The sequence below is a fragment of the Mesorhizobium erdmanii USDA 3471 genome, from assembly GCF_000472705.1.
Lineage (GTDB): Bacteria > Pseudomonadota > Alphaproteobacteria > Rhizobiales > Rhizobiaceae > Mesorhizobium > Mesorhizobium erdmanii.
Genome location: NZ_AXAE01000025.1, coordinates 40,374 through 60,403, shown reverse-complemented (window position 1 = coordinate 60,403; position 20,030 = coordinate 40,374). Strand labels below are relative to the sequence as shown.

At 62.4% G+C, this 20,030-nt stretch carries 16 protein-coding genes and 1 pseudogene; 2 read left to right on the top strand and 15 right to left on the bottom strand.

From position 1 onward, the window contains the following. Positions 1–43: 43 nt before the first annotated feature. From A3AU_RS0120805 to A3AU_RS0120795, 3 genes are all read right to left on the bottom strand, one after another. The gene (locus A3AU_RS0120805; RefSeq protein ID WP_027054587.1) at positions 44–970 is read right to left on the bottom strand and encodes an ArdC family protein; all 927 of its coding nucleotides are present in this window, start codon (positions 968–970) and stop codon (positions 44–46) included. A gap of 338 nt (positions 971–1,308) precedes the next feature. Then, positions 1,309–1,896: a hypothetical protein gene (locus tag A3AU_RS0120800; RefSeq protein WP_027054586.1), complete on the bottom strand. Its 588-nt coding sequence runs from the start codon at positions 1,894–1,896 to the stop codon at positions 1,309–1,311. 26 nt (positions 1,897–1,922) lie between these two features. Next, positions 1,923–2,252: a hypothetical protein gene (locus tag A3AU_RS0120795; protein WP_154674623.1), complete on the bottom strand. Its 330-nt coding sequence runs from the start codon at positions 2,250–2,252 to the stop codon at positions 1,923–1,925. A gap of 154 nt (positions 2,253–2,406) precedes the next feature. Here A3AU_RS0120795 and A3AU_RS1000000140145 point away from each other — a divergent pair. After that, positions 2,407–2,602 (top strand): annotated as a pseudogene (locus A3AU_RS1000000140145) (PhnA domain-containing protein); the annotation flags it as partial. A 46-nt stretch (positions 2,603–2,648) separates the two neighbouring features. Here A3AU_RS1000000140145 and A3AU_RS0120790 read toward each other — a convergent pair. The 12 genes from A3AU_RS0120790 to A3AU_RS1000000136915 all read right to left on the bottom strand — a co-directional run bounded on the left by A3AU_RS0120790 (position 2,649) and on the right by A3AU_RS1000000136915 (position 18,019). Beyond that, positions 2,649–3,533 (bottom strand): DUF7007 domain-containing protein, encoded by an 885-nt coding sequence (locus A3AU_RS0120790; protein ID WP_027054584.1) that lies wholly within the window; start codon positions 3,531–3,533, stop codon positions 2,649–2,651. After that, a complete protein-coding gene (locus A3AU_RS0120785) occupies positions 3,530–3,955 on the bottom strand; it encodes a hypothetical protein (RefSeq protein ID WP_027054583.1) in 426 nt (141 codons plus the stop codon). The genes A3AU_RS0120790 and A3AU_RS0120785 overlap by 4 nt, the downstream gene beginning before the upstream one ends. Before the next feature lie 96 nt (positions 3,956–4,051). Beyond that, positions 4,052–5,794, bottom strand: coding sequence for a ParB N-terminal domain-containing protein (locus A3AU_RS0120780; protein ID WP_027054582.1), 1,743 nt, complete (start codon positions 5,792–5,794; stop codon positions 4,052–4,054). 1,102 nt (positions 5,795–6,896) lie between these two features. After that, positions 6,897–7,370, bottom strand: a complete 474-nt coding sequence (locus A3AU_RS0120770; protein ID WP_027054581.1) for a Ros/MucR family transcriptional regulator — start codon at positions 7,368–7,370, stop codon at positions 6,897–6,899. 672 nt (positions 7,371–8,042) lie between these two features. Next, positions 8,043–13,154, bottom strand: coding sequence for a helicase-related protein (locus tag A3AU_RS0120765; RefSeq protein ID WP_027054580.1), 5,112 nt, complete (start codon positions 13,152–13,154; stop codon positions 8,043–8,045). Positions 13,155–13,238: 84 nt separating this feature from the next. Then, complete coding sequence (locus tag A3AU_RS0120760) at positions 13,239–13,637, bottom strand: DUF3085 domain-containing protein (protein WP_027054579.1); 399 nt, start codon at positions 13,635–13,637, stop codon at positions 13,239–13,241. Between the two features lie 9 nt (positions 13,638–13,646). After that, on the bottom strand, positions 13,647–14,252 hold the full coding sequence (locus A3AU_RS0120755; RefSeq protein WP_027054578.1) for a DUF1419 domain-containing protein: 606 nt from the start codon (positions 14,250–14,252) through the stop codon (positions 13,647–13,649). 331 nt (positions 14,253–14,583) lie between these two features. Next, entirely contained in the window at positions 14,584–15,486 is a 903-nt protein-coding gene (locus A3AU_RS0120750) for a DUF3991 and toprim domain-containing protein (protein WP_027054577.1), read from the bottom strand. A gap of 178 nt (positions 15,487–15,664) precedes the next feature. Then, positions 15,665–15,853, bottom strand: coding sequence for a hypothetical protein (locus A3AU_RS0120745; protein ID WP_006205770.1), 189 nt, complete (start codon positions 15,851–15,853; stop codon positions 15,665–15,667). A gap of 793 nt (positions 15,854–16,646) precedes the next feature. Then, positions 16,647–16,895, bottom strand: a complete 249-nt coding sequence (locus A3AU_RS0120735) for a type II toxin-antitoxin system Phd/YefM family antitoxin (RefSeq protein WP_027054576.1) — start codon at positions 16,893–16,895, stop codon at positions 16,647–16,649. 71 nt (positions 16,896–16,966) lie between these two features. Continuing rightward, positions 16,967–17,635, bottom strand: a complete 669-nt coding sequence (locus tag A3AU_RS01000000135745; RefSeq protein ID WP_245235534.1) for a hypothetical protein — start codon at positions 17,633–17,635, stop codon at positions 16,967–16,969. A 108-nt stretch (positions 17,636–17,743) separates the two neighbouring features. Then, positions 17,744–18,019: a hypothetical protein gene (locus A3AU_RS1000000136915; protein WP_051355416.1), complete on the bottom strand. Its 276-nt coding sequence runs from the start codon at positions 18,017–18,019 to the stop codon at positions 17,744–17,746. Between the two features lie 348 nt (positions 18,020–18,367). On the opposite strand from A3AU_RS1000000136915, the gene A3AU_RS0120720 reads away from it, so the two are divergent. Next, on the top strand, positions 18,368–20,023 hold the full coding sequence (locus A3AU_RS0120720) for an MFS transporter (RefSeq protein WP_032917790.1): 1,656 nt from the start codon (positions 18,368–18,370) through the stop codon (positions 20,021–20,023). Positions 20,024–20,030: the final 7 nt, after the last annotated feature.

The window sequence follows — 20,030 nt, the reverse complement described above, 5'->3', positions numbered from 1 at the left end:
GAGGGCTCGGCGCCCTCCCCTTGCAATAGCGGAGCGCGCAACGTCAGGCCGCCCTCCCCAATTCTTTCGCCTGCGGCTGGAGTTCGTGGAGATAATTGACCGCGCGTTGCGCATGGGCGGCCGCCTGGAAGATGGCCCGCTTGTCGCTGCCCAACAGGCTGGCCCAGCCCCGGATATAGGCGGCATGATCGGGCCTTGGCTCGAGCTCGGGCACGATATCGAGGTCCGCACAGAGCATGGCGGCGCCGAGTTCCACAAGCAATTCTTCGCGCGCGCGGTCCGTGCGGTCTTTGTGGTAACGGCTGAGGTCTCGGTTCAGTCGATGGGGAGCCGCCGTCCAGTGCAGGGTTTCGTGCGCGCGCGTAGCGACGAACGAAGCCATGTCCCGGAAAAATTCCGGGGACGGTAGCTGCACATGATCGGAAGAGGGAGAATAATAGGCCTTGTCTCCGCCATACCGCACGACCGCTCCAGTATTGTCGAAAAAGCGATCGGCATGCTCGATGCGCTCGACAGGATCGGTAACAGGATCGGGCGCCGCGTAGTAGTGGGCCGGCAGACCCTCGATCTGGTCGGCGCAGAATACCGTATAGGCTTTCAGGAACGGAATGCCCCGTTCGACTTCTTCGCCATGAGCATCGGTTTCGGTCCTGGTGAAGCGGCTGGCATAAACCACCGTTGAGCCCGTTTCCCCCTTGCGGACATGACCCCCCAGTTCGACGCTCTGCTTGAAGGTTATCCACGTCGGAGAGACGAAGCCTTTCGAAGCGGCCTCCGACCAGAGAAGCAAGGTATTGATGCCCTGATACGGAAGGCCATTGTGGCGTAGCGGGCGCGTGATACGACCCTTCGCATTGCCCACGCTCCACGGCCTCACCCATGGGCGCACACCCTTTTCCAGGTCCGCGACGATGCGATCGGTGATTTTCGCGTAGATGTCGACGCGGGGCTGGTTGCTCTTCTTGTCCATTTCAAACCTCCATTCGAGGCCGCGCCGATCGCGGCCGTCACGAGGTCCGACCGCGCAGGACCGCAGGTCCGCGAACCCGGTCGAGGTTTCAATCGGAGGAAGGAGAAATCTCGCAGCCGGGCCGCAACGGCAGTGGAGGACGGCGCAGCCGTTTCGCGGCCGAGGACCGCAAGCAGGACCATCATTCGTGACGGCCGCGATCGGCGCGGCCAAACCAAAGGATTTCCTTCCCTTTCAAGGATCTGGAGTGGAATACATTGCGACATGCAAGCAGGCCGGCGCCCCGTCGGGAACCAGCCTATGGAATGGGGCGGAACCGAAGTTCCGCCCGAAGAGTGTCAGCCCAGAGCCGCCATCTGCAGGTCGGCCGCCTGCCGGCTGACGCCCTGGCCGGGATTCTCGGTCTGGCGTTCGTAAGGCTTCCAGCCTTCACCAACGACGTGCTCGTAGGCTGCCACGGCGCCCTCGGCCGCCATGCGCAGCGCATGTGCCTGCAGACCCATTTCGGCGGCGAATTCGCGCTTGCGCTGGGCCTTGCTGTCGAAGCCGACCGGACCGTCAATGTCTTCGTCGCGGGTGTCGTTGGCGAGCTTGGCCGTAGCGTCCTTCGCCTCGGTGACGGCTTTCGAGTAAAACTGGCCTGCTCCATAAGCCGAACCGACATGGGAGCCGACGATCCTCTGCAGGTGGATCTGCATGGCCTTTTCGGAAAGGCCCTCGGAGAGCGTATCGGCGCTTTCGATCAGGCTGCGCTCATGGAATTCACGGATGCCGTCGCTGTCGAGGACGCAGAGGCCAAAACTTTCGGAAATGAGGGTGGCCTGGTGGCGATCCGGGCAGCAGAGCCGGACCATTTCGAGGGTTGTGCCCTTGCGGAGCTGGACGACGCGGGCCTTGGTCTTGGTGGAGCGGGTTGAACTGGACATTGAACTTTCCTTTCTAGCGATGCCCTTCAGGTGTTCCAGCCCTTGCCGGTTTTCCCTGCGGGTGCGGTCAAAAGGAACCGGCGGAAGCTGGACGCTTCAGGGTCCGGAGCCTGCCAGGCGAGCGAGGTTGGCTTGCGGACAAGCGGGGCCAGTTCTTCACTGGCCTTGCGCGGGACGCGGGCCAGCCTTGCCGAGATCGGCGGGTTCCGGCCGCTCCGCGGCGCGATAGCGGCCTTGAAGCGGACAGCTGCGGGTTCAGACCGCAGCAAACCCGCCGGGAAGACCGGCAAGGGGATGGCACGGATACCGGCATGCGGGAAGGATAAGCACCCGGTCGACCCGCGCTGCCATGCCATCGCACCGCCTGCCCAATGACGCTGGGCGTTCGCGGTTTGAACGCCGGCTGCTGGTATAGATGAGCTGCGCCGGTCCGCCGCGTGGATCAGATCTTTGGCCTGCTGCCACGTCTGCTAACAGCGCACCGTATTCAATCCCGAGGACAGGGCAGCGTTGACCGATCACAACGACGACTACGTCTATGACGATACGACAGGGGAATGGCGACCAGCCTCGGAAAGGACTGCCATTAAAGCTTGTGCCGGAAGCATTGAAGTGCGCGACGCCGCCGGCACCATGCTGGCCGACGGCGCCTCCGTCGTCCTCGTCAAGCCTCGAGGTCAAGGGTGCCGGCCAGACCCTGAAGAGGGCACGGTGATCCATGCGAAGAGCTGCGCGGTGATCGCGGACAGACATTATGTGTCTCTCCGCTGCCAATCCATGAAGCTTGATGGCCCGCCATAGACACGGTGGCGTGCAACATCGATGACGAATCCAAAGCGGCCGACATGATATTCGTCATTCGCAACGAGAAAGCGACGTTCCTCCGTGCCCGGTCCGCGCTTGCCGCCAGGGGTCGCGATAATTTCGGTGAACCCGGCCTGGTGCTCGCAACGGATCGCCGACACCACGACCCAGTCATCGGCATGCTTCTCGAAAAATGCCCGCTCGTCCTTTTTCGCGGATTGGCCGGGTTCGAGCGCCCTCCCGTGGATCGCCTCCCACGCATCCGGGTACCAGTCGCGGATGGTCCTTGCCGCACAAGCCTTCTCGAAGTCCGTGAAGAGCTGCGGGAAAGCCTGGGCAACGGCCGCCCAATCGCAGTCCTCTTCATACCAGCCGCCATCGGAGCGGAGCAAGTCATGGACTTTGCGATTTCGTTCCACCGACAGATGGAACCCGCCATGGCCTGCCGTCGAGTGAGCCACGACGCCCTCGGCATAGACGGTCGCTCCCTGCGAGGTTCCCCATGGCGTATGGGCGCGGGAGTGTATCTCGCGACGTCCGAGCGCTGCGCGCTGCCGCTGGTGGAGGGCGTTCTCCTCGACATGCGCGTGAAACGCCGCCTTGTCGGCAAGCTCACCGGCATGGCCGTAGAAATCGCTGCGCGTCCATTCGGCCATGGGCCGGCGGATACGCCAGCCCGTGACGAGATAGTGCCGGCCGTCGCGGGCTGGAGCCATGGCGAAGGCGTGCTCGCCGACAAGGGCGACCCAAAGCCCGTCGGCGCTTCGGCCAAAAGAAACTCCCGGAAACCCGGGGGTTTCGACGTCATGGGTTTCAGAAGTTCGCGCAGTCATGCTGCCGTCCTCCCCGCTACGGTATCCGCCGCTACTGTGTCGGCCGTGACTTGCTGCAACACGGCGTTCGGATAGCCGTGGCGGCTAAGCCTTTCCTCGGCGGCTGTGCGATTGGCGGCAAGATGGACAAGCTCCGCATCGTCGCCGGCGCGGTCGAGAACGAGAACCGTGCCGATGGACGGCCGCTCCTTGACCGAAAACTTCAGGTCGTTGTTCACCGAAAACGCCTGGTGGACGCGCAACACAATGGTTCCTTGACTGCCATAGTCACCCTTGTGTTTGCGGATCAGGCGGCCGCCACCGTTGCGATTTTCCCAGGTTGCGAGCTTCTTGCGATGCCGCTTTGGCGGGCGTGGGGATCCGTCGGAATAAGTCACGATCGAACCGAGGGGAACGAGGTCATAGATCAATTGAGCCGACATGATGGTCTCCGTGTTGCTCATGGTGGAAACAGAACCGCCGCCGGTGATGTGCCGGCGGCGGAATGATCGTTCTGAGGGAAAGGTAGGCGGAGCCGCCTACTCGGCGGCCACCTTGTAAGGCTCGATCTGTTCGTCCGCGAGGTCCTCCTCCCGCGGAGCGGAATCCTCGCCAACGTTGTCATGCGCGGGCTCGACACCCGCATCACCGTCGAGCTCGTCCTGGTGCTGCGGCGTGTCGTCGTCAGGCTGTTTTCTGGCCTCGTTCTTCTTCAGCCAGGAGGTCAGCTTTTCGGGAGCGGGCGCAAACAGCGCCGACGGGTGGACGAAGCGGCCTTCCTTGAAATGCTCGACCAGGGCCGCACGGGTGTCCTTGACCTTCTGACGGGGCGGGACGGATGTATCCGCGCAGGCGGCTTCCAGAGCCTGCCGCGACAGGCATGACAGGAAGTCCTCCGTCCCCATGTTGGCCAGGAAGTTGTCGGCGGCGATGACGTCGCCGGCGACACGGGCGACAACGCCGCTGTCCGAGCGATTCTCCCTGCAGGACAGAACGTCGATCAGCAAGGACCTCACGGCAATGCGCAGCGTGTCCATGTCGAACTCGAGCTTGCCGTCCTGGTCGAACAGGCGCGTGGCGTGTTCGCCGAGGCCTGTGGCCCCGTAATAGGAGATGTCGCGGGCGCCAGATACCACTGTCACATTCTGGCCGGCGAAGGCGAGAACAAGCAGCGCCATCAGCGTGTCGTCCCCGATCGGTGCGCGCGACAGCGCCTCGTGCAGCGCGTCGGTACGCAGGTCGCCGATCATCTCCATGCCTTTGCGCGTTACGTCCGGACGCGGCTTTGCCGTAACGACGATATCCTCGCCATCGGCCTCGACGTCAGCGCCATTCTTGCCCTTGGGCTTTTTGGCCGCCGGCATGCGGTACGCGACCGACTGCACCTTGCCTTCGCGGTCGAGATACATGGCAGTGTGATCGGACTTGGACGGCTTGCCGTACACACGCTCGGCCTTGGGCGGCAGCTTCGGCTCGCCCCACTGAGCGGCTTCCACGATCACGCCACGCTTGGGCACAGTGTTTGCCATCCACTCCTGCTGCGCGCCAAGGAAGGCCTCGACATCCGTCGTATAGCGGCTGTCCTCGTCGGCCGGAGCGAACAGGTCCTCGACCCAGGCAATGCCGTAGGCCCGGGCGAGATCGTCACCGAAGCTGGCGTCGCGCGCGTACATGCGACGCTTCGTCAGGCCCTGCGCCACGCTCCACCACGACACCTGCGGATCGGCCTTGGACGGCTTGTGCTTCTTCCAGACCTCCTTTTGCTCATCAAGCGAAGCCGACGCGATGGTGCGCAACTGCTGCTCGTTGGGCATGTCGCCCTTGGCCATCTGGTCGAGCATAGCCGGCAGAACGTTGGCGAGGAGGCGCAGCTTCCTGATCTGGCGGACGGGAAGCGCCAAAGCGACGGCGATGGCTTCTTCGGTCCAGCCGAGTGCAACCAGACGTTCGATCGCTCGCCATTGGTCGACGGGATTGAGCTGTTCGTGCGCCAGCGTCTCGGCCAGCGACCGCATGGCGCCACCATCCTCGGCCCTCTCGATCACCAGGACGGCGATCTCTTCCAGACCGGCCGCAATCGCCTGCTTCACCCGGCGATGGCCGGCATCGATGACGTAGCCATTGCCGCCTTCCGTCTCCAGCGCCACGACAGGCGGCTGCACGATGCCGACGGCGCGAATGGTAGCCAGCAGTAGCGCGTCGGCCTGCGGACTGGACTTCGAGCGTCGCGCCTTGTCAGGGTTATCCTTCAGCGCACGCGGATCGACAAACTTCAGTTCCATGGAGATGCTCCTTCAAGGGGGTTTGCGGACACCGCCGTTCGTTCGCTGTGTCCTTCCTCGTCTTCTTCCCGAAGACATCCCCCGGCCCGCGGAGCGGACGGGCCGGTGCAATTGCGGCCGAGCATCCCTGCCCGGCTGGCCGAGCGGGGCTCTTGGGCCCTGCGCAGGACGACGCGGCCGGGATCGCGAGCGGCGCGGTTGAGCGCCAGCGTCAGCGGCCCGCCCGATCTGCGAGCGGGTTTTATTCCTCCTCCGTTTCCTTTCCTCATCCCTTCGACTTAGACCGGGGTATGGAGATAAGCGGAGAATTTAGCACGGCGAGCTGAAGGTTAACCGTTTTTGAACCTACGCACGCCGCAAAGGAGCCCTCCAGCGGCTCGAAGCTGTCGGGCTGTGATCATGACGTCACCCATTCCTGGTCAGAAGGTCATACGACTGCTGCAGGACAAACGTTCCGGAAAGACGTCGACCGGCGAACTCCGAACCATCTGATGGAGGCTAACAGGCAGTCTATCTCAACCCTTCCACATAGTTGGGCGAAGCCGCGCGCCTCGAACTCTAAAAGATATCGGGCCTTGGCCAAGCATTGTTTTCCCTGATCGCAGGATAGGCGCAGATGGCCAGCCACGCCATTTCCTCAACCCGGCTCGCTCTATCAGGGTCACGGCTGTTTTCGCCCACTTCGTTGAGCGCCTTGGCGAACGCAGCGTATGCTGTCTTGTGGACATCAATCAGCGCTCGCAGGTCGGTGGACGGTTCTCTGTCTCGGCGCGGCGGCTCCCGTGGCGACAGCCAGGTTTTTGTTCTATGTTTGTTGTTTCTGAGGAGAAACCCGGCTGCTACCGGGGGACCCCGGTATTGTCCCATTTCGGGAGCAAAGTGCTGGCATTGCTCTTGCTTCGGACGTGGTGCCGGTTGATCCCGGTCCTGATCGCCTACTTTGATCAGGTGTAGGCTCGCCGGGCTTAAGGTGGTTGGGGTTTCTTCGCCCGGCGAGTCCGCCACGCTAAGAACAAAGGCCGGCGCCCTCGCTGAGGCTTATCCGAATGGCGCGGGCCACGGGCGGGATTGGGATCCGCCGCGCCTTGACAGAGCTGAGTCGTTACGCTGCGTCAGGTGGTGCGGACGCTTTTGCTTTCCGCTTCGCAGGTGTCTTCTTTGCGACGGGTTCAACCTTGCGGCCAAGCCCGATGGACTTCGCCAGTTGCGAGCGCTGAGCGGCGTAATTCGGAGCCGTCATCGGATAGTCGCGCGGCAAGCCCCACTTCTCGCGATAGGCGTCCGGTGTCAGACCGAAGTCCGTGCTAAGGTGCCGCTTCAGGGATTTGAACTTCTTGCCGTCTTCGAGGCAGATAATGAAATCTGGCGTCACCGACTTCTTCGGGTTGACCGCGGGAGTTTGCGGCTCAACGACAGGCGCGATCGGCGTACCAAGCCCGGACAGAGACTTGTGCACGGATGCGATTAGTTCAGGCAGACCGGTTGCCGGCACAGGGTTCTTACTTACGTAGGCGGACACAATCTCCGCAGTAAGCTCGGCTAGTTCGGCGGGGAGTTGGTCGGATTCTTTTGTCAATGTGTCGGTCCTTTTGTCTGATTTGTCCCATCTCTATTTGAGCACTGTCCAGTACGCAACCGGGCCTGATCTATTCTGAGCCAATGATGGCGGCCGGCTTTGCGGCGGGCCATCCCGCAACGGATCGATAGCAAATTGAATTTAGGCGGCAATGGTGTGAACGCGGAAATCGGGTCAGATCCGCTTGAAGTCCTTAAGCCCTAGGCGTGTCCGCTGGCCTTCCGCGAAGGCAAGGGCGACCGATTCCAGGTCGAATGATCGGGTAAGTTCTTCGCCGTTCTCAACAACACGGACGAATCACTCGCCCATGGCCTCGACTATCTCGACGGACGTGTGGTTCGCGCAGCCTTTGGTGTCGTCCATCGCAACTGCCTCGTGTCTGGATGGGGACAAGACGAAACAATATGACTGCTCGCCTTTCAAGCGCTAAAAGGCCGGCGCCTGCTTTTGCGGGGGGCTCTGGCAGGCACCGGCCGGACGGTCCAATCAGGTCCGCCGCAATGATCTAGTTAGCTGATTCTTGACGTTACGTCATGTTGTCTGGCTGGCCGGAGCCGAGCATGACCGAAACGTTGCAGTTCGGCGCGCCTCCTCCATCGCCTGCACAAAGCGGCCTTGAACCTTTGCCCCCGGTCAATGGCTGACAATGATCGGCAGCGTGTATCGAGCCTGCTATGCGGCAGCACGCTGATCCCGGCCATCAGTCGAGGACGCGAGATCGGTTTCGATTTCCGCAAGCTGCCGGCGCTTCTCGGCCAGTTCACCAGAAAATCCGAACTCGCCGCCCTGACGCGAGCGATAGGAGATGACCCTGCGCTCGGCATCCTGAAGACGCTGGCGGTATTGTACCTGCTCGCCCTCGAAGCCGGCCAAGGCATGCTCGAGGCGAGAAATCGCACCAAGCGGCGTGGTGGTCACCGCGAGCTCAATCTCATGATCGACGCCGGTGCGCACCAGCATGGTGGCATAGCGGTAGCCGTCCTTGCCGAAACGCTCGCCGGAATATTCGAATTCGAACCCGCCGATGCAGGCTATAAGGGTTTTGCCTTCCTTCTGAAGCTGCTCGAGAGTCAGGATTTCCTTCATCAGCGCGCGACCAGCGAGTTTGCGCTCAGTGAACGCCTCGCCCCCAACCACCATGCTGAACCCGTCGCCGGTCGTCGGCACGAGGCGCTCGATATCCTTTCCGACCTCGCCGATGCGCCGGGTCGAGTATTCGATATCGCGCTCGGCATCGCGGATCTGCCGCCGAACGGCGTGCTCATCATCGATGTGGGCCGCGCGAAGGCGCTCCAGACGGGCAATGTCTGCCTCCAGACCTGCCTTCTGCATCAGACGCGGATCGCCCGAGGCGATCGCCTTGGCCATCGCGAACTGGTTGGCCTGCCCCTCACCCATATCCTCCAGCCGCCGAATGGACGTGTCACCCGACAGGGCGGCTGCGATAAACCGGGCCTTGCGCTCGTTGTTCTGCCACATCTGGGCGTCCATCGAACCCTCGGTGGCGTAGGCGAAGATATCGATGACATCGTGCTGGTTGCCCTGCCGCAAGATACGACCTTCGCGCTGCTCGATCTGAGAGGGAAGCCACGGCACATCGAGATGATGCAGCGCCTTGAGGCGAAGCTGCGCGTTGACGCCGGTGCCCATCGTGTCGGAGGAGCCGATCAGGAACCGGATTTTTCCGGCCCGCACGTCGCCGAACAGGCGCTGCTTGGCCTCCGACTTCCTGAAATCCTGCATGAAGGCAATTTCCGATGGCGGAACGCCCCTGCGGACCAGCTCGTCCATGATCCAGCGATAGGCCGAGAAGCCTCGGGTTTTCTCGACGCTGATCGTGCCGAGATCGGAAAAAATCATCTGCGCTGCGCCGGCAAGCTCAAACGGCATGCCGTCGGCGCGGACATAGCTACATTCCGCTGTTTCTTGCCAGATGCGGAAGGCATTGCCGATCAGGGCGTTGAGCTTGTTGTCCGGCTCATTGTCATCGTCCGGATCGACCAGGCGCAGGTCGATAGCGGCGTGCCGGCCATCGGTGATAACCGAGAGCAGGATGTCGTCACCAGGTTCTGCCGGACAGTCGCGTTCCTCGATGGCCTTGATGCGGGCATCGAGCACCCTCTGGTAGCGCTTGAAGGCAGCGGACGGCTTGGCGGTGATGATCTGACGTGCGCCGGTGGAAAGCGCCGGCACCTTCACATAGTCCCGCAGGTCTTGCGGCACCACCACATCCGCGAAGGAGCGGAACATGGCGATCAGCTCGGGCACGTTGACGAAGGTGGCGAAGCGCGTCACCGGCTTGTATTTGCCGGATGGCTGCAATTCGAGTTCAGTCGTGACGTCGCCGAAGGTCGAAGCCCAGGCGTCGAACTCGTGCAGGCCGCGCTGAAGCAGCGCCTCGTAACCGAGATAACGCTGCACCGAGAACATCTCGCCAAGCGTGTTGGTGATCGGCGTGCCGGAGGCCAGCACGAGCGCCCGGCCCGGATTCTTCGTCTCGACGAACCGGGATTTGACATAAAGGTCCCAGGCCCGCTGCGAGCCGTTCGGATCGACGCCCTTGAGCGTCGACATGTTGGTGGCGAAGGAAAGCTTCCTGAACTCCTGCGCTTCGTCGACGATGATCTGGTCGACGCCGATCTCGGAGATGGTGAGCAGGTCGTCCTTGCGGGTCGCCAACGCCTCCAACCGTTCCCTAAGCCCCTCCTTCAGCCGCTCAAGACGCTTGCGCGAGACGCGGTCATCGCTCTCGGCCTTGGTCAGCAGCGTATCGTAGAGTTCCAGTTCGTCCTCAATCATCTGTTGCTCGAAAGCCGACGGCACGCCGATGAAGCGGAAGGCGCTGTGGGTGATGATGATCGCATCCCAGGTCGCCGTCGCCGCACGCGACAGGAAGCGATGTCGCTTGGCTAAAGAAAAATTCGTCTCATCGGCGACGAGGATTCGCGCGGTCGGGTAGAGCGACAGAAATTCGCGGGCCACCTGTCCAAGGCAATGACCGGGAACGACCAACATGGCCTTGGCGATCAGGCCAAGCCGGCGCTGCTCCATGACGGCCGCGGCAATCGTCATGGTCTTGCCGGCGCCGACGGCGTGGGCGAGGTAGGTCGAGCCGGCCGAGACGATACGCCAGATACCGCGCTTCTGGTGTCCATAAAGAGAAAAGGCGCCGGAGGCGCCTGGAAGCTGCAGGTGATCCCCGTCGAATCTTCGGGGAGCGATGTTGTTGAAGCGGTCATTGTAGACCCGCGCCAGCCGGTCGGTCCGCTCGGGATCGGACCAGATCCAGTTCTGGAAAGCGGTCTTAATCTTGTGCAGCTTTTCCTTGGCGGCTTCCGTATCCACGACATTGAGCACGCGCTTTTCAGCAGGGCCCTCTTTCACCGTATCGAAGATCTGCGGCACCCTGCTGTTCAGCGCGTCGGCTAGGAGCTCGCCGGCATGACGGCGATCGGTACCCCATTCGGACGTGCCGGCCGCCGTCCATCCCAATTGCCGCGCCTCGACGGTCCACGATGCCAGCTCCGGCATGTGATGGATCCTGATCTCGGCACCCATCGTCTCCTTGATGAAGGCGACAACATCGGCGGCGGGTATCCATGGTGCGCCAAGACGGGCCGTAATATCGGAAGGCCGAAGATCGGCCGGTTGAACCTCGACCAGGGCGCGGACATTGCGCTCGAAAATTCGGTCGAGTGCGGCTGCGGCTTCCGCGACCTTCAACTTGTCGCGGACCTGACCGGAGAGATAGGCGTCGGCCGTTTGCCACGAACCGGTCTCGGGATCGCGGTAGATGGCGTCGCCGAGTTCGGCGATGACGGCTTCGACATCGGCGTGCAGCAATTCGGCGATGTGATCGACATCGACATGGCCGCGCTCGTTGAGCACGACGGCAAGCGCATCGGCAGCACTTGTGATGATGGGTGGTGCGGGCGGCGCGATGACGCGCTCGGTGAAAATCGGACCCGGCCGGGCGGTGTTGGTTTCGAGATCGTAGTCCTCGATGGAGGCGACCAACCAGCAATCGGGATCGTCGAGGAAGGGCTGCAGGTTTGGCCGGCGATGCACTTCGCGGACCTCGCCGGTCTCTGCGTCCTCGCTGGTGGATACGACGGTCATGTTTATGGGGCCGAAGCCGCGCACAAAATTCGACCATGCGATGCGCAGCTTGACTTGGGCCGGCTTCCAGGGCCGGTCGAACTCCTGGGCCTTCAGGACTTCACGCACCGCATCACGGATGGGGATCAATTTGCGGATGATACGCGCGTGCTTTTCCGGCACGCCTTCGCTCGCCCTGCCCTTGCGCACCGTGATGGCCACCGCAGCACCATCGATCATCTGCGCGAGGGCGGTATTTTTCGCGACGACGAAACTGCCCTCGCGCACGCCGGAGCCTTCCGGCAGGGTATCGACGGCATCGACGACATCGGCACTGGGCTCGGCGTCATGATCAATCTCATGATCAATCTCGGCCGGCTCGCCCTCATAGATGGCTTCCGGAAGGAGCGAGATCGCTGCGGTGAGCGCACGCTCCAGATCGGCACCGGGATGGGGCAGGCAGGAATAGGCCTCGCCATAAGGCCCCGAGACAGTGGCATGCGTGCCGAGCACGAAATCTGGGTGGCGCGCGAACCAGCGGTTCACGCGGATCGCGCCCTCATCCCGCGTCGCGGCCCGAACTTCTTCGGTGTCCAGCCATGAGAGGTCGCCCTCTGGCTCGCCGAGCTTGCGCTTGCGGAAAAACAAAATGTCGACCACGACGTCGGTGCCGGCGTCGGCCCGGAAACTGCCCTCGGGCAGGCGCATGGCGGCAATCAGATCGGCCGCCTTCGCAATATGCTCGCGCGCGGTGCTATCTGCCTTGTCCATCGTGCCCGAACTGGTGACGAAGGCGGCAAGAGCCCCTGGCTTCAGCAGATCGACCGACCGGGCAATGAAGTAGTCATGCAGCCGTAATCCCATCGACCGATATGCCCGGTCGGAGCGCACGGTTCGATCCGAAAACGGTGGATTGCCGATGGCGAGGTCGAAGGTCGCCGGCAGCTGCGTGGCGGCAAAGTCTCCGGTTATGATCCGCGCTTGCGGCTGCAACAGCCGGGCGATGCGCGCGGTGACGGGATCGAGTTCAATTCCAGTGACGTGGGAGACGCCGCGCAGGGACTGCGGCATCAGCGCCGGAAACAGGCCAGTTCCGACGCCTGGTTCAAGAACCCGACCGCCGCGCCATCCGAGATGCTGGAGGCCTGACCAGATCGCCCGCACGATGAACTCAGGCGTAAAATGGGCATATTGGGTGCAGCGCGCGAGCGAGGCATAGTCGATCTCGCCGACGGCATCTTCCAGGTCCGAGCCGATCTCGCCCCAGCCTTTGCGAAATTCGCTCTCGCCGGGGCGGCGGAAGACGCCATTGGCAAGGTCGGACGCGCCGAAGCCGGTGAACCGGATCAGCCGCTCCTGCTCCTCGCGCGTGGCAGAGCGCTCATCGGCCTCGATCTCGGCGGCGAGCCGGATCGAAGCGATGTTGTCGCCGGCCCGATCCTTCCAGCCACGGGCCAGCCCACGATCGCCGGCAAGATGAAAGTTCAGTCCATGACCCCGTCGAGGCTTCGACGTCGGTTGCATGGCTGCAACCGCCGTCGTGACCGGCGAAGGCGCGGAAGAATTGGGATCATCGTCATCGCCCGGCCCGAAGTCAGCCGCGAAGGCGGTGACGCCAAGGCCAAGTCCGGACGAAATGGCCGTGCTGCCGAACAGGTCGATGGTAAAGGGGTCGTCATGGGCCATGAAAAATCTCCTTGGATTTGAGGGCAAGCGCGAGCACGCGGACGCCGTTGGCGGCCGCGTGAAAGGCTGGCGGGTTGGCTGGGGTTAGCGGGCGATCAGCGAGAGCGAGACTTCGGTCTCGGTGAGCTGCACGTTGAGATGCGTGCAGCGAAGGTTGCGATCGAACAGCGGGATCAATTGCTCGGCGTCGATGAATTCGATGCCGTCGTCACCGCCGAAATGCCGGCGCTTGTAGTCCCACCAGTCGGGATTGCCGACAGGGTGGCATTGCTCCGAATAGGCGACGAGCGCACGGGCGCCCTCGGCGAGTTTGCCGTTGGACAGGATGTAGACGCCCTCGTCGCCGACCAACCAGAGGCCGGGCCGTTCGCCCTCACCGGGCCTCGTCCCATAGTAGGGATTGCGGAAGCCTCCATTGGCGGCGGCATCGGCAATGCCGCGATCGATCACCTTGCGGACGGCAAGGATGGGAAAGGTAAACATCGCCCCACCTCACGCCGCCGCCTGGATCGGGAGATGGCGCAGATGCACCGGCAGCTTGGCCGCGATCTCATCATCGGTGAGTTCGTCGAGCAACTTCAGCGTGGTGCCCTGCCGGCCGCCATAACAGAGCACCGTGCGCTTGCCGCGATGCTCCGGCAGCCAGCGGTCCCCGGCATAGCAACGGTAATCGTCGTGCGTGGCGCTCCAGATATGCTCCAACCGCTCTTCGCGCGTCATCGCCTTCACCGGCCAGGACTCGCGCTCGACGATGGCATCGCGCATTTCGGCAGGCGATCGCGCCACATTCAGATCGCAATAGGCATGATAGTAACGCGTTCCGCCGTCGATGCGCAGTGTGTAGAAGACGCTGGTGATGCTATCGGTAAGAAACTCGCGTAGCGCGAACATCTCGCCTCGCATCCAGAGCGGTGGCAGAATTTCCAGCATGTAGTCGTGCTCGGCGCGGCCGACTCCAAACCACTCCCCGAGATAAAGAGATCCGGCATCGACGTGATCCCGGTTCGGGCGCTGCGCATGGCGGTCGAACAAACGGAACATCTGCCGGCGGTCGGCAATGCCCTGGTAGACTTTACGGATGGGAGAAAAGGGGTTCATCGGCGGGCTCCTTCAGCCTCGTCGGGCCTGAGCGCGCAACACCCTCGTGGATGCCCATCATCTTCAGCCCTTCATGACCCCTTCCCAGCGGCCGCCTCTCCGTCCGGGCGGGTCAAGGGCCGGCGCAGCCGGGCGAAGCTTCACCCTTGCACGCGACCGGCGGGCATGCGGCAACCCGGTTTCCTTTCCTTTTCTCTCTCTTCCTCTCCAATTTGGCGGTGCGAACCGGCTGTCATGCCCGCGTGGCGCAGACTTTCGAGTTGACATGGTCATTGGCAAAGCGCTGGCAGCGATCTTCAATCTTGCGCCGGCGGTTGAGTGATCGGCGCCGTCAGGCGGGTGCCGCGTCCTGCAGCATCGCGTTCCAGTCTTCGGCGCGCGGCTTCAGCCGCTCAAAGTCGCAGGCGAGCTCGCCGGCAAGCTCACGCAGCCTCGACACGAATGCCTCGCCTTGCGGGTTGGCGTCGGTGGCCGCCACAAGCCGCGTGTTCGGCTTTGCCCCCAACAGGCGAAGAGCCGTGTCCGTCGCCGGCGACCAGCCGCCGCCGGTGCTGGCATACAGCGTATCGCGCCGGATCCGTTCGATCGCGGCCAGGCTCATGGCGTCGATCGCCGCTTCGGTGACGCAGATGCGGGTGGCTGTCATCGTCGTCCCCAACCGGAACAACATCTTGCCGCCTCCAGCCGCAAAACCCCGCCATTGCGGGCCGCGCTCCTCCCAGCCGGTGACGATACCGGCCGCGTCGCTGTGGGCGGCCCACATGCTGCCGCGCGGGCCTTCCCTCAGAACGTTCTGAGCGGTCGCTGTCGCGATGACCTGTTCGGGAATGTGCCGCTCATCGCGCAGATAGCGCCAGGTCGCCGACCCGCGCCACGGCTTGCGTCGCGCCACCCATCGTTGCGGGATGGACTGGTCGAGTTCGGTCTCCCGGGACTGCCGTTTCCATTCGGGCTCGCTCGGCACCAATCCCACAAGCGACGCAACCCGCACGAAGGCCTCCACGAAATCGCCGCCGTCCAGATGCTGGACCAGCGAATAGACATCGCCTTTTGCATCCGACAACGGGGCGAACCATCCCTTGCCGTCATGGATGACGATGATGATATCGTCGCCACGGCGATATTTGACCGCTTTGCGGGTGCTTTCCTTGAGGTCGACCGCAAAGCCGCCCGTCTCCAGCACCGCCGCACAGCCGACCCGGCCGCGCAGCTCTTCTATATCCGCCTTTTCCATTCTTCTCTCCTGGCAGCCTGCGGTCCGCCTTTCTCCAAGTCTATCTCTTCCACAATTGGCGGAACACGCCGCGACCGCCGCGAAGAGCAAAGGGCGCAAGGGCGCGGCTACCGCCGCGGCGCAGCCTCCCTTGCGGCCTGCCGCTCGCAAGCGGCACGCCGTGGCATAGAGGGCCGATTCAATGAACCGGCCGACCGCCTGTGTATGGGCAGTATTCGGCGATCGCCTCGACTTCGTCGCCGTCGAGGTCTTCGGCAGGAAGAACGCCGTACTCGTTGTCATTGACCTTGAACAGGATGACCGGCGTCATCAGGGTGCGAGCGAGGTTCCAGGCGTGGCTCTGAGCGAGGCTGAGTTCGTGCGACATGTGTTTTGCTCCCGTGTTTGCGGGGACCATTCCCCGCTCGACAGGCGCCCGTCGGGTCCAGCCGGGACCGCGATCATCGCGATGGCGAAGCCTTGAGCGACGGCACGCTTTGCGTAGTCCGACCCCGCAGCGGGTTGATCGGCAAGGTCCGGGCTGGAACAAGGGAATTAAGCCGAAAGAGCGGGAAATGGGCCCCGCACAGGAGCCACGTCACTCGCCACGAAACCTCGCGGATACATGACTACAGTACTTGCGGCCAACTTATGCCAGCTTCATCAAGGTCTAGTCCAGGGCAGGAACCGTTCTTGCTGTACCGATGATGCCGCCGCGATAGTGGCGTCCGTGCAAAGAACCCCATTCAAGTGAGGATTTCAGCGAGCAATGCGATAATCATTGCCGCGGTATGCTGCGAATGTTTTTGGCCCGAATGGCGGCCGCTGCCTCGGCCGCAACCTTCGCCATGAAACGTCGCGTGAACTGGCCTACCGGAACGGTGGACTCCAAAGCCCATGAGGTCGTGAGGTCATCGACATTGAATTCGTCCACGATGACCCAGGCCGGCGTATAGAGCTTCGCCCTCTTCGCCTCAGTCTCCGGGACCTCGAAGCAACGCCGGTCAGGTCCCGGAGCCTTACTCGTGATGGGAAAAGCAGAGGCCGCGTGCGGCCATCCTTGCCTGCGACGATTACCATCACACAAGTCGGCCGAGCCTTTCGGCCACTGTCTTCACCGCGATCGAATTCTCGCGCCCACAGATAGGAATAGAGAATGACGTGGCCATGTTCAGGCTCGGTCATTCTCCGCTATCCCTCAAGGTGACGGCGTCCAGGCCAGCGAGAATTTCATCACGCTCGGCTCCCTTGAGGTCTTCGACACGATACGCCCGTTGTGCGCTTCGTCCCGCCAATCGGTCGAATTGCTCAACGGTCAGAAGCACAAATTTGCGCTTGCCGCGCTTTGTGATCTCAACAGGCCCTCGGTATGCCGCCTCTACCACCTCGCCAGATTTGTTTCCGAGGTCGGTTAGCGTAAAGCTGGTCATCCTAGCTCTCCATCTTTACCCCTAAGATAGGTGAAACAGCTATTTTTGGCAATATGGCTGAATTAGCTGTTTCAGGAAGTGCCATCTCCATCGACTACCGCCGCCCTCGGAAGCTGCCCCTTGAGGCGCGCGCCGGCGAGCTCGAGGAGCGCGTAGACTGTCTCATCCTCGCTCCAGCCTGATTCCAGTGCGCGCTGAACCAATTGCTGGAGGGCCGGTTCCAAGGCGAGCTGGCACTGAAGGGCGCGGTCCGGACGGTCGACCGGGCCACTTGGTTGCGCGATCGCAATGCTTGATCGCTTCATCGCAGGCCATGGGCTCTCGCCCCTCTCCTTTTGCCAAACGAGGCGCACCAGCTCACGTGTTGTTCGTCCGCGGCTCGGCAATCGCTTCATCTTCTCAACGAGCCGTTCCAGCGATCCCGCGCGTTCCAACTCCCTAAAGAAATGACGCGGCGTGGCGCTACCGAGCCCTTGCAGCTGGGCCAGGTTCCACACATACGGATAGGCGGCCATGAAATCGGATCGAGGCGAGGCCTTGGACGGTTCAGGCTTGGTCAGGATGCCGCCGCCCACGAACCAATCGGCCTTCTCGATGATTTGGCGCACCCTGGCTGTCGACAAGCCATGCTCCTGAGCCAGGTCGGCGAACCGCTTGCCCTTCAGAAAGCCTTCGACCAGGGCGATGTTCCTGTCGACGGTCGGGCTAAACCCCCAACAGGTGCGCAGTTTTTCCAGCATCATCCCGTTCGTTCATGCGGTTGTTCGCGCCCCTGCAAACCCTAACCGGCCAAACCGGCGCTTGGAAGCCCCCAGACTCACGTCATGGCTCCGGTGCTTACATCGCCGCTAAAACGGCCAAGTGACAGAACCGACCCCTCCCGACAAAAGCCTGACCTTCGCCAGTCTTCTACGGGCAAGCGTTCGCGCCAAAAGTTCAAAGCCGCGCCCGTAACATTCAACAATGAAAGACAGTGTCATGAGATCGAGCAGAAAGTCGTCGATCGCATGTGTGAGCGCATCAGACCTTTGTTCGAGTTGAAGTAGCAAGGCACGCGCCTCTTCGATCGCGGCCCGGCAATCGTCTGCGTCTATCAGTGAATCGATCCTGTCAAAGATCTGCAAACGTCCTCACTCTCCCCAAGCCACACTCAGCGCATTGACCGCGCCTGGTGAATGAGTTTTCAACGAAAGAACATGGTCGCGTCCCGCGAAAAGGCGTCGCCCGGCAAAGAGCCTGTTGATGAAGCATGCTGCGTCAAACGACAAGCAAGAACGGGCTCCACCCGGGTGATGTCTTCGAAGGCAAGGTGAGTTGGCTCGGGTCAGCGTCTCGGCCGCAAATCACTGATCGGAAGGAACTGTGTCCGCCTCATCGGAGGCAAAAAGTTTCTCTCAATTTTGCCAGCCGCCTCGGTTCAGTCGAGATTACATGCGAGACGGCCGATACCGGAAAGAAAAGGCTTGCAAAAAATGAGTAGGGTAGCTGGATCAGTTGAAGATTTGGCTGCGCCGACGACTTTTGCGCCACTCATGCAGCCGACTTTTCGTTCGATCTGGCTCGCCACGCAGGTCTCTTCTCTCGGCTGGTTGATGCAGACTGTCGCCATCAGCTGGCTGATGGCGACGATCTCGACTTCCGATCTGATGGTTGCGTTGGTACAGGCTTCATCGAACCTGCCCGCGTTCATTTTATCTGTCTTCGCCGGGGTGCTCGCCGACAATTTCAGCCGTCGCAGGGTCATGTTCGCCGGCCGTTGCCTTATGGTGATAGCCTCTGCGATGCTCACTGCGTCCGTGGCGCTGGGCTTTGTTAGTCCGTGGATGATCCTCGGCTTCAGCTTCTTGATCGCAAGCGGCGGCGCTCTCAACGATCCCGCCTGGCAGGCCTCGGTTGGCGATATGGTGCAGCGACGCGATGTTCCCGCTGCCGTCACCTTGCTCTCGGTCGGCTTCAACACCGTCCGGACCGTGGGCCCGGCGCTCGGCGGCATCGTGGTTGCCTCGTTCGGGCTTATGGCAGCTTTTACCGTGACCACCCTCACCTATTTGGTACCCCTGGGCACCATATGGCGCTGCAAGTGGAAGGTTCGCTCGTCACCTCTTCCACGCGAGTCGATGAGGACGGCGATCTATGATGGGCTGCGCTTCACGGCGATGTCATCGGAAATCAAGGCGGCGATCGCGCGCGGAACCCTCTTTGGTCTGGCAAGCATCGCCATCCTCGCGCTGCTGCCGCTGGTTGTCCGCGATCAACTGGGAGGCGGGCCGCTCGCCTATGGCACGCTCATGGCCGGTTTCGGGACAGGCGCCGTCTTCGCCGGCCTCGCCAACGGCACATTCAGACGGAGCTTATCGCAGGAACGGTTGATGAGGCTCGCGTGCGTCGCCTGCGCGGCATGCTCCCTTTCCCTTGCACTGACCTCTTCGATTGCGGTGGCGGCACTTGCACTTGCCCTGGGCGGCGCGGGCTGGGTCACCGCCTGGTCCGGGGTTGGCGTGAGCGTGCAACTGGCGAGCCCGCGCTGGGTCGTGGGGCGTACGATTTCGATCTACTATGCCTTGATAGATGGCGGCATCGCGGGCGGCAGCTGGGTATGGGGCACGGTTTCCCAGAACCATTCGCTGACCTGGGCACTGGAGGGCTCCGCTGGTGCTCTGCTGCTGGTTGCCGCAGCCGGCGTTCTGTTTCCTCTTCGCGAGCGCCGCGAGTCCGAGCCCGATCCTTTGGAGGAATTCGACGCCCCGGCAGTCGCCCTCAATTTGAAGCCGAGAAGCGGGCCGATCGTGGTCAAGGTCGAATATCTGATAGAGGAGAGAAATCTCGAGGCCTTCCTCGACCTCATGCGGCAGCGGCGTCATGTCCACAGCCGCGTCGGTGCTCGGAACTGGACGCTCCAGCGCAACCTGCAGAAGCCCATGCAATGGACAGAAACGTTTCGCACGCCGACCTGGACGGACTACCTTCGGTTAAACCATCGTCTCACGGAAGTGGACAAGGAACTGGACGAGCGTATCTTCCAGTTGCACGCGGGCGAGGAAGCGCCTCAAATGACGCTTTCGATTGAGCGGCCGACAAGCTCGGCCCGCAAACCCTATCAGTCAATCCTTCACCTTCCCCGTCATTGACGCCCGA

Excerpts from the sequence above, each read along its gene's own strand:
- A3AU_RS0120805 (WP_027054587.1), bottom strand. The coding sequence starts at position 970 with ATGGACAAGAAGAGCAACCAGCCCCGCGTCGACATCTACGCGAAAATC.
- A3AU_RS0120800 (WP_027054586.1), bottom strand. The coding sequence starts at position 1,896 with ATGTCCAGTTCAACCCGCTCCACCAAGACCAAGGCCCGCGTCGTCCAG.
- A3AU_RS0120795 (WP_154674623.1), bottom strand. The coding sequence starts at position 2,252 with ATGGCATGGCAGCGCGGGTCGACCGGGTGCTTATCCTTCCCGCATGCC.
- A3AU_RS0120790 (WP_027054584.1), bottom strand. The coding sequence starts at position 3,533 with ATGACTGCGCGAACTTCTGAAACCCATGACGTCGAAACCCCCGGGTTT.
- A3AU_RS0120785 (WP_027054583.1), bottom strand. The coding sequence starts at position 3,955 with ATGTCGGCTCAATTGATCTATGACCTCGTTCCCCTCGGTTCGATCGTG.
- A3AU_RS0120780 (WP_027054582.1), bottom strand. The coding sequence starts at position 5,794 with ATGGAACTGAAGTTTGTCGATCCGCGTGCGCTGAAGGATAACCCTGAC.
- A3AU_RS0120765 (WP_027054580.1), bottom strand. The coding sequence starts at position 13,154 with ATGGCCCATGACGACCCCTTTACCATCGACCTGTTCGGCAGCACGGCC.
- A3AU_RS0120760 (WP_027054579.1), bottom strand. The coding sequence starts at position 13,637 with ATGTTTACCTTTCCCATCCTTGCCGTCCGCAAGGTGATCGATCGCGGC.
- A3AU_RS0120755 (WP_027054578.1), bottom strand. The coding sequence starts at position 14,252 with ATGAACCCCTTTTCTCCCATCCGTAAAGTCTACCAGGGCATTGCCGAC.
- A3AU_RS0120750 (WP_027054577.1), bottom strand. The coding sequence starts at position 15,486 with ATGGAAAAGGCGGATATAGAAGAGCTGCGCGGCCGGGTCGGCTGTGCG.
- A3AU_RS0120745 (WP_006205770.1), bottom strand. The coding sequence starts at position 15,853 with ATGTCGCACGAACTCAGCCTCGCTCAGAGCCACGCCTGGAACCTCGCT.
- A3AU_RS0120735 (WP_027054576.1), bottom strand. The coding sequence starts at position 16,895 with ATGACCAGCTTTACGCTAACCGACCTCGGAAACAAATCTGGCGAGGTG.
- A3AU_RS01000000135745 (WP_245235534.1), bottom strand. The coding sequence starts at position 17,635 with ATGCTGGAAAAACTGCGCACCTGTTGGGGGTTTAGCCCGACCGTCGAC.
- A3AU_RS0120720 (WP_032917790.1), top strand. The coding sequence starts at position 18,368 with ATGAGTAGGGTAGCTGGATCAGTTGAAGATTTGGCTGCGCCGACGACT.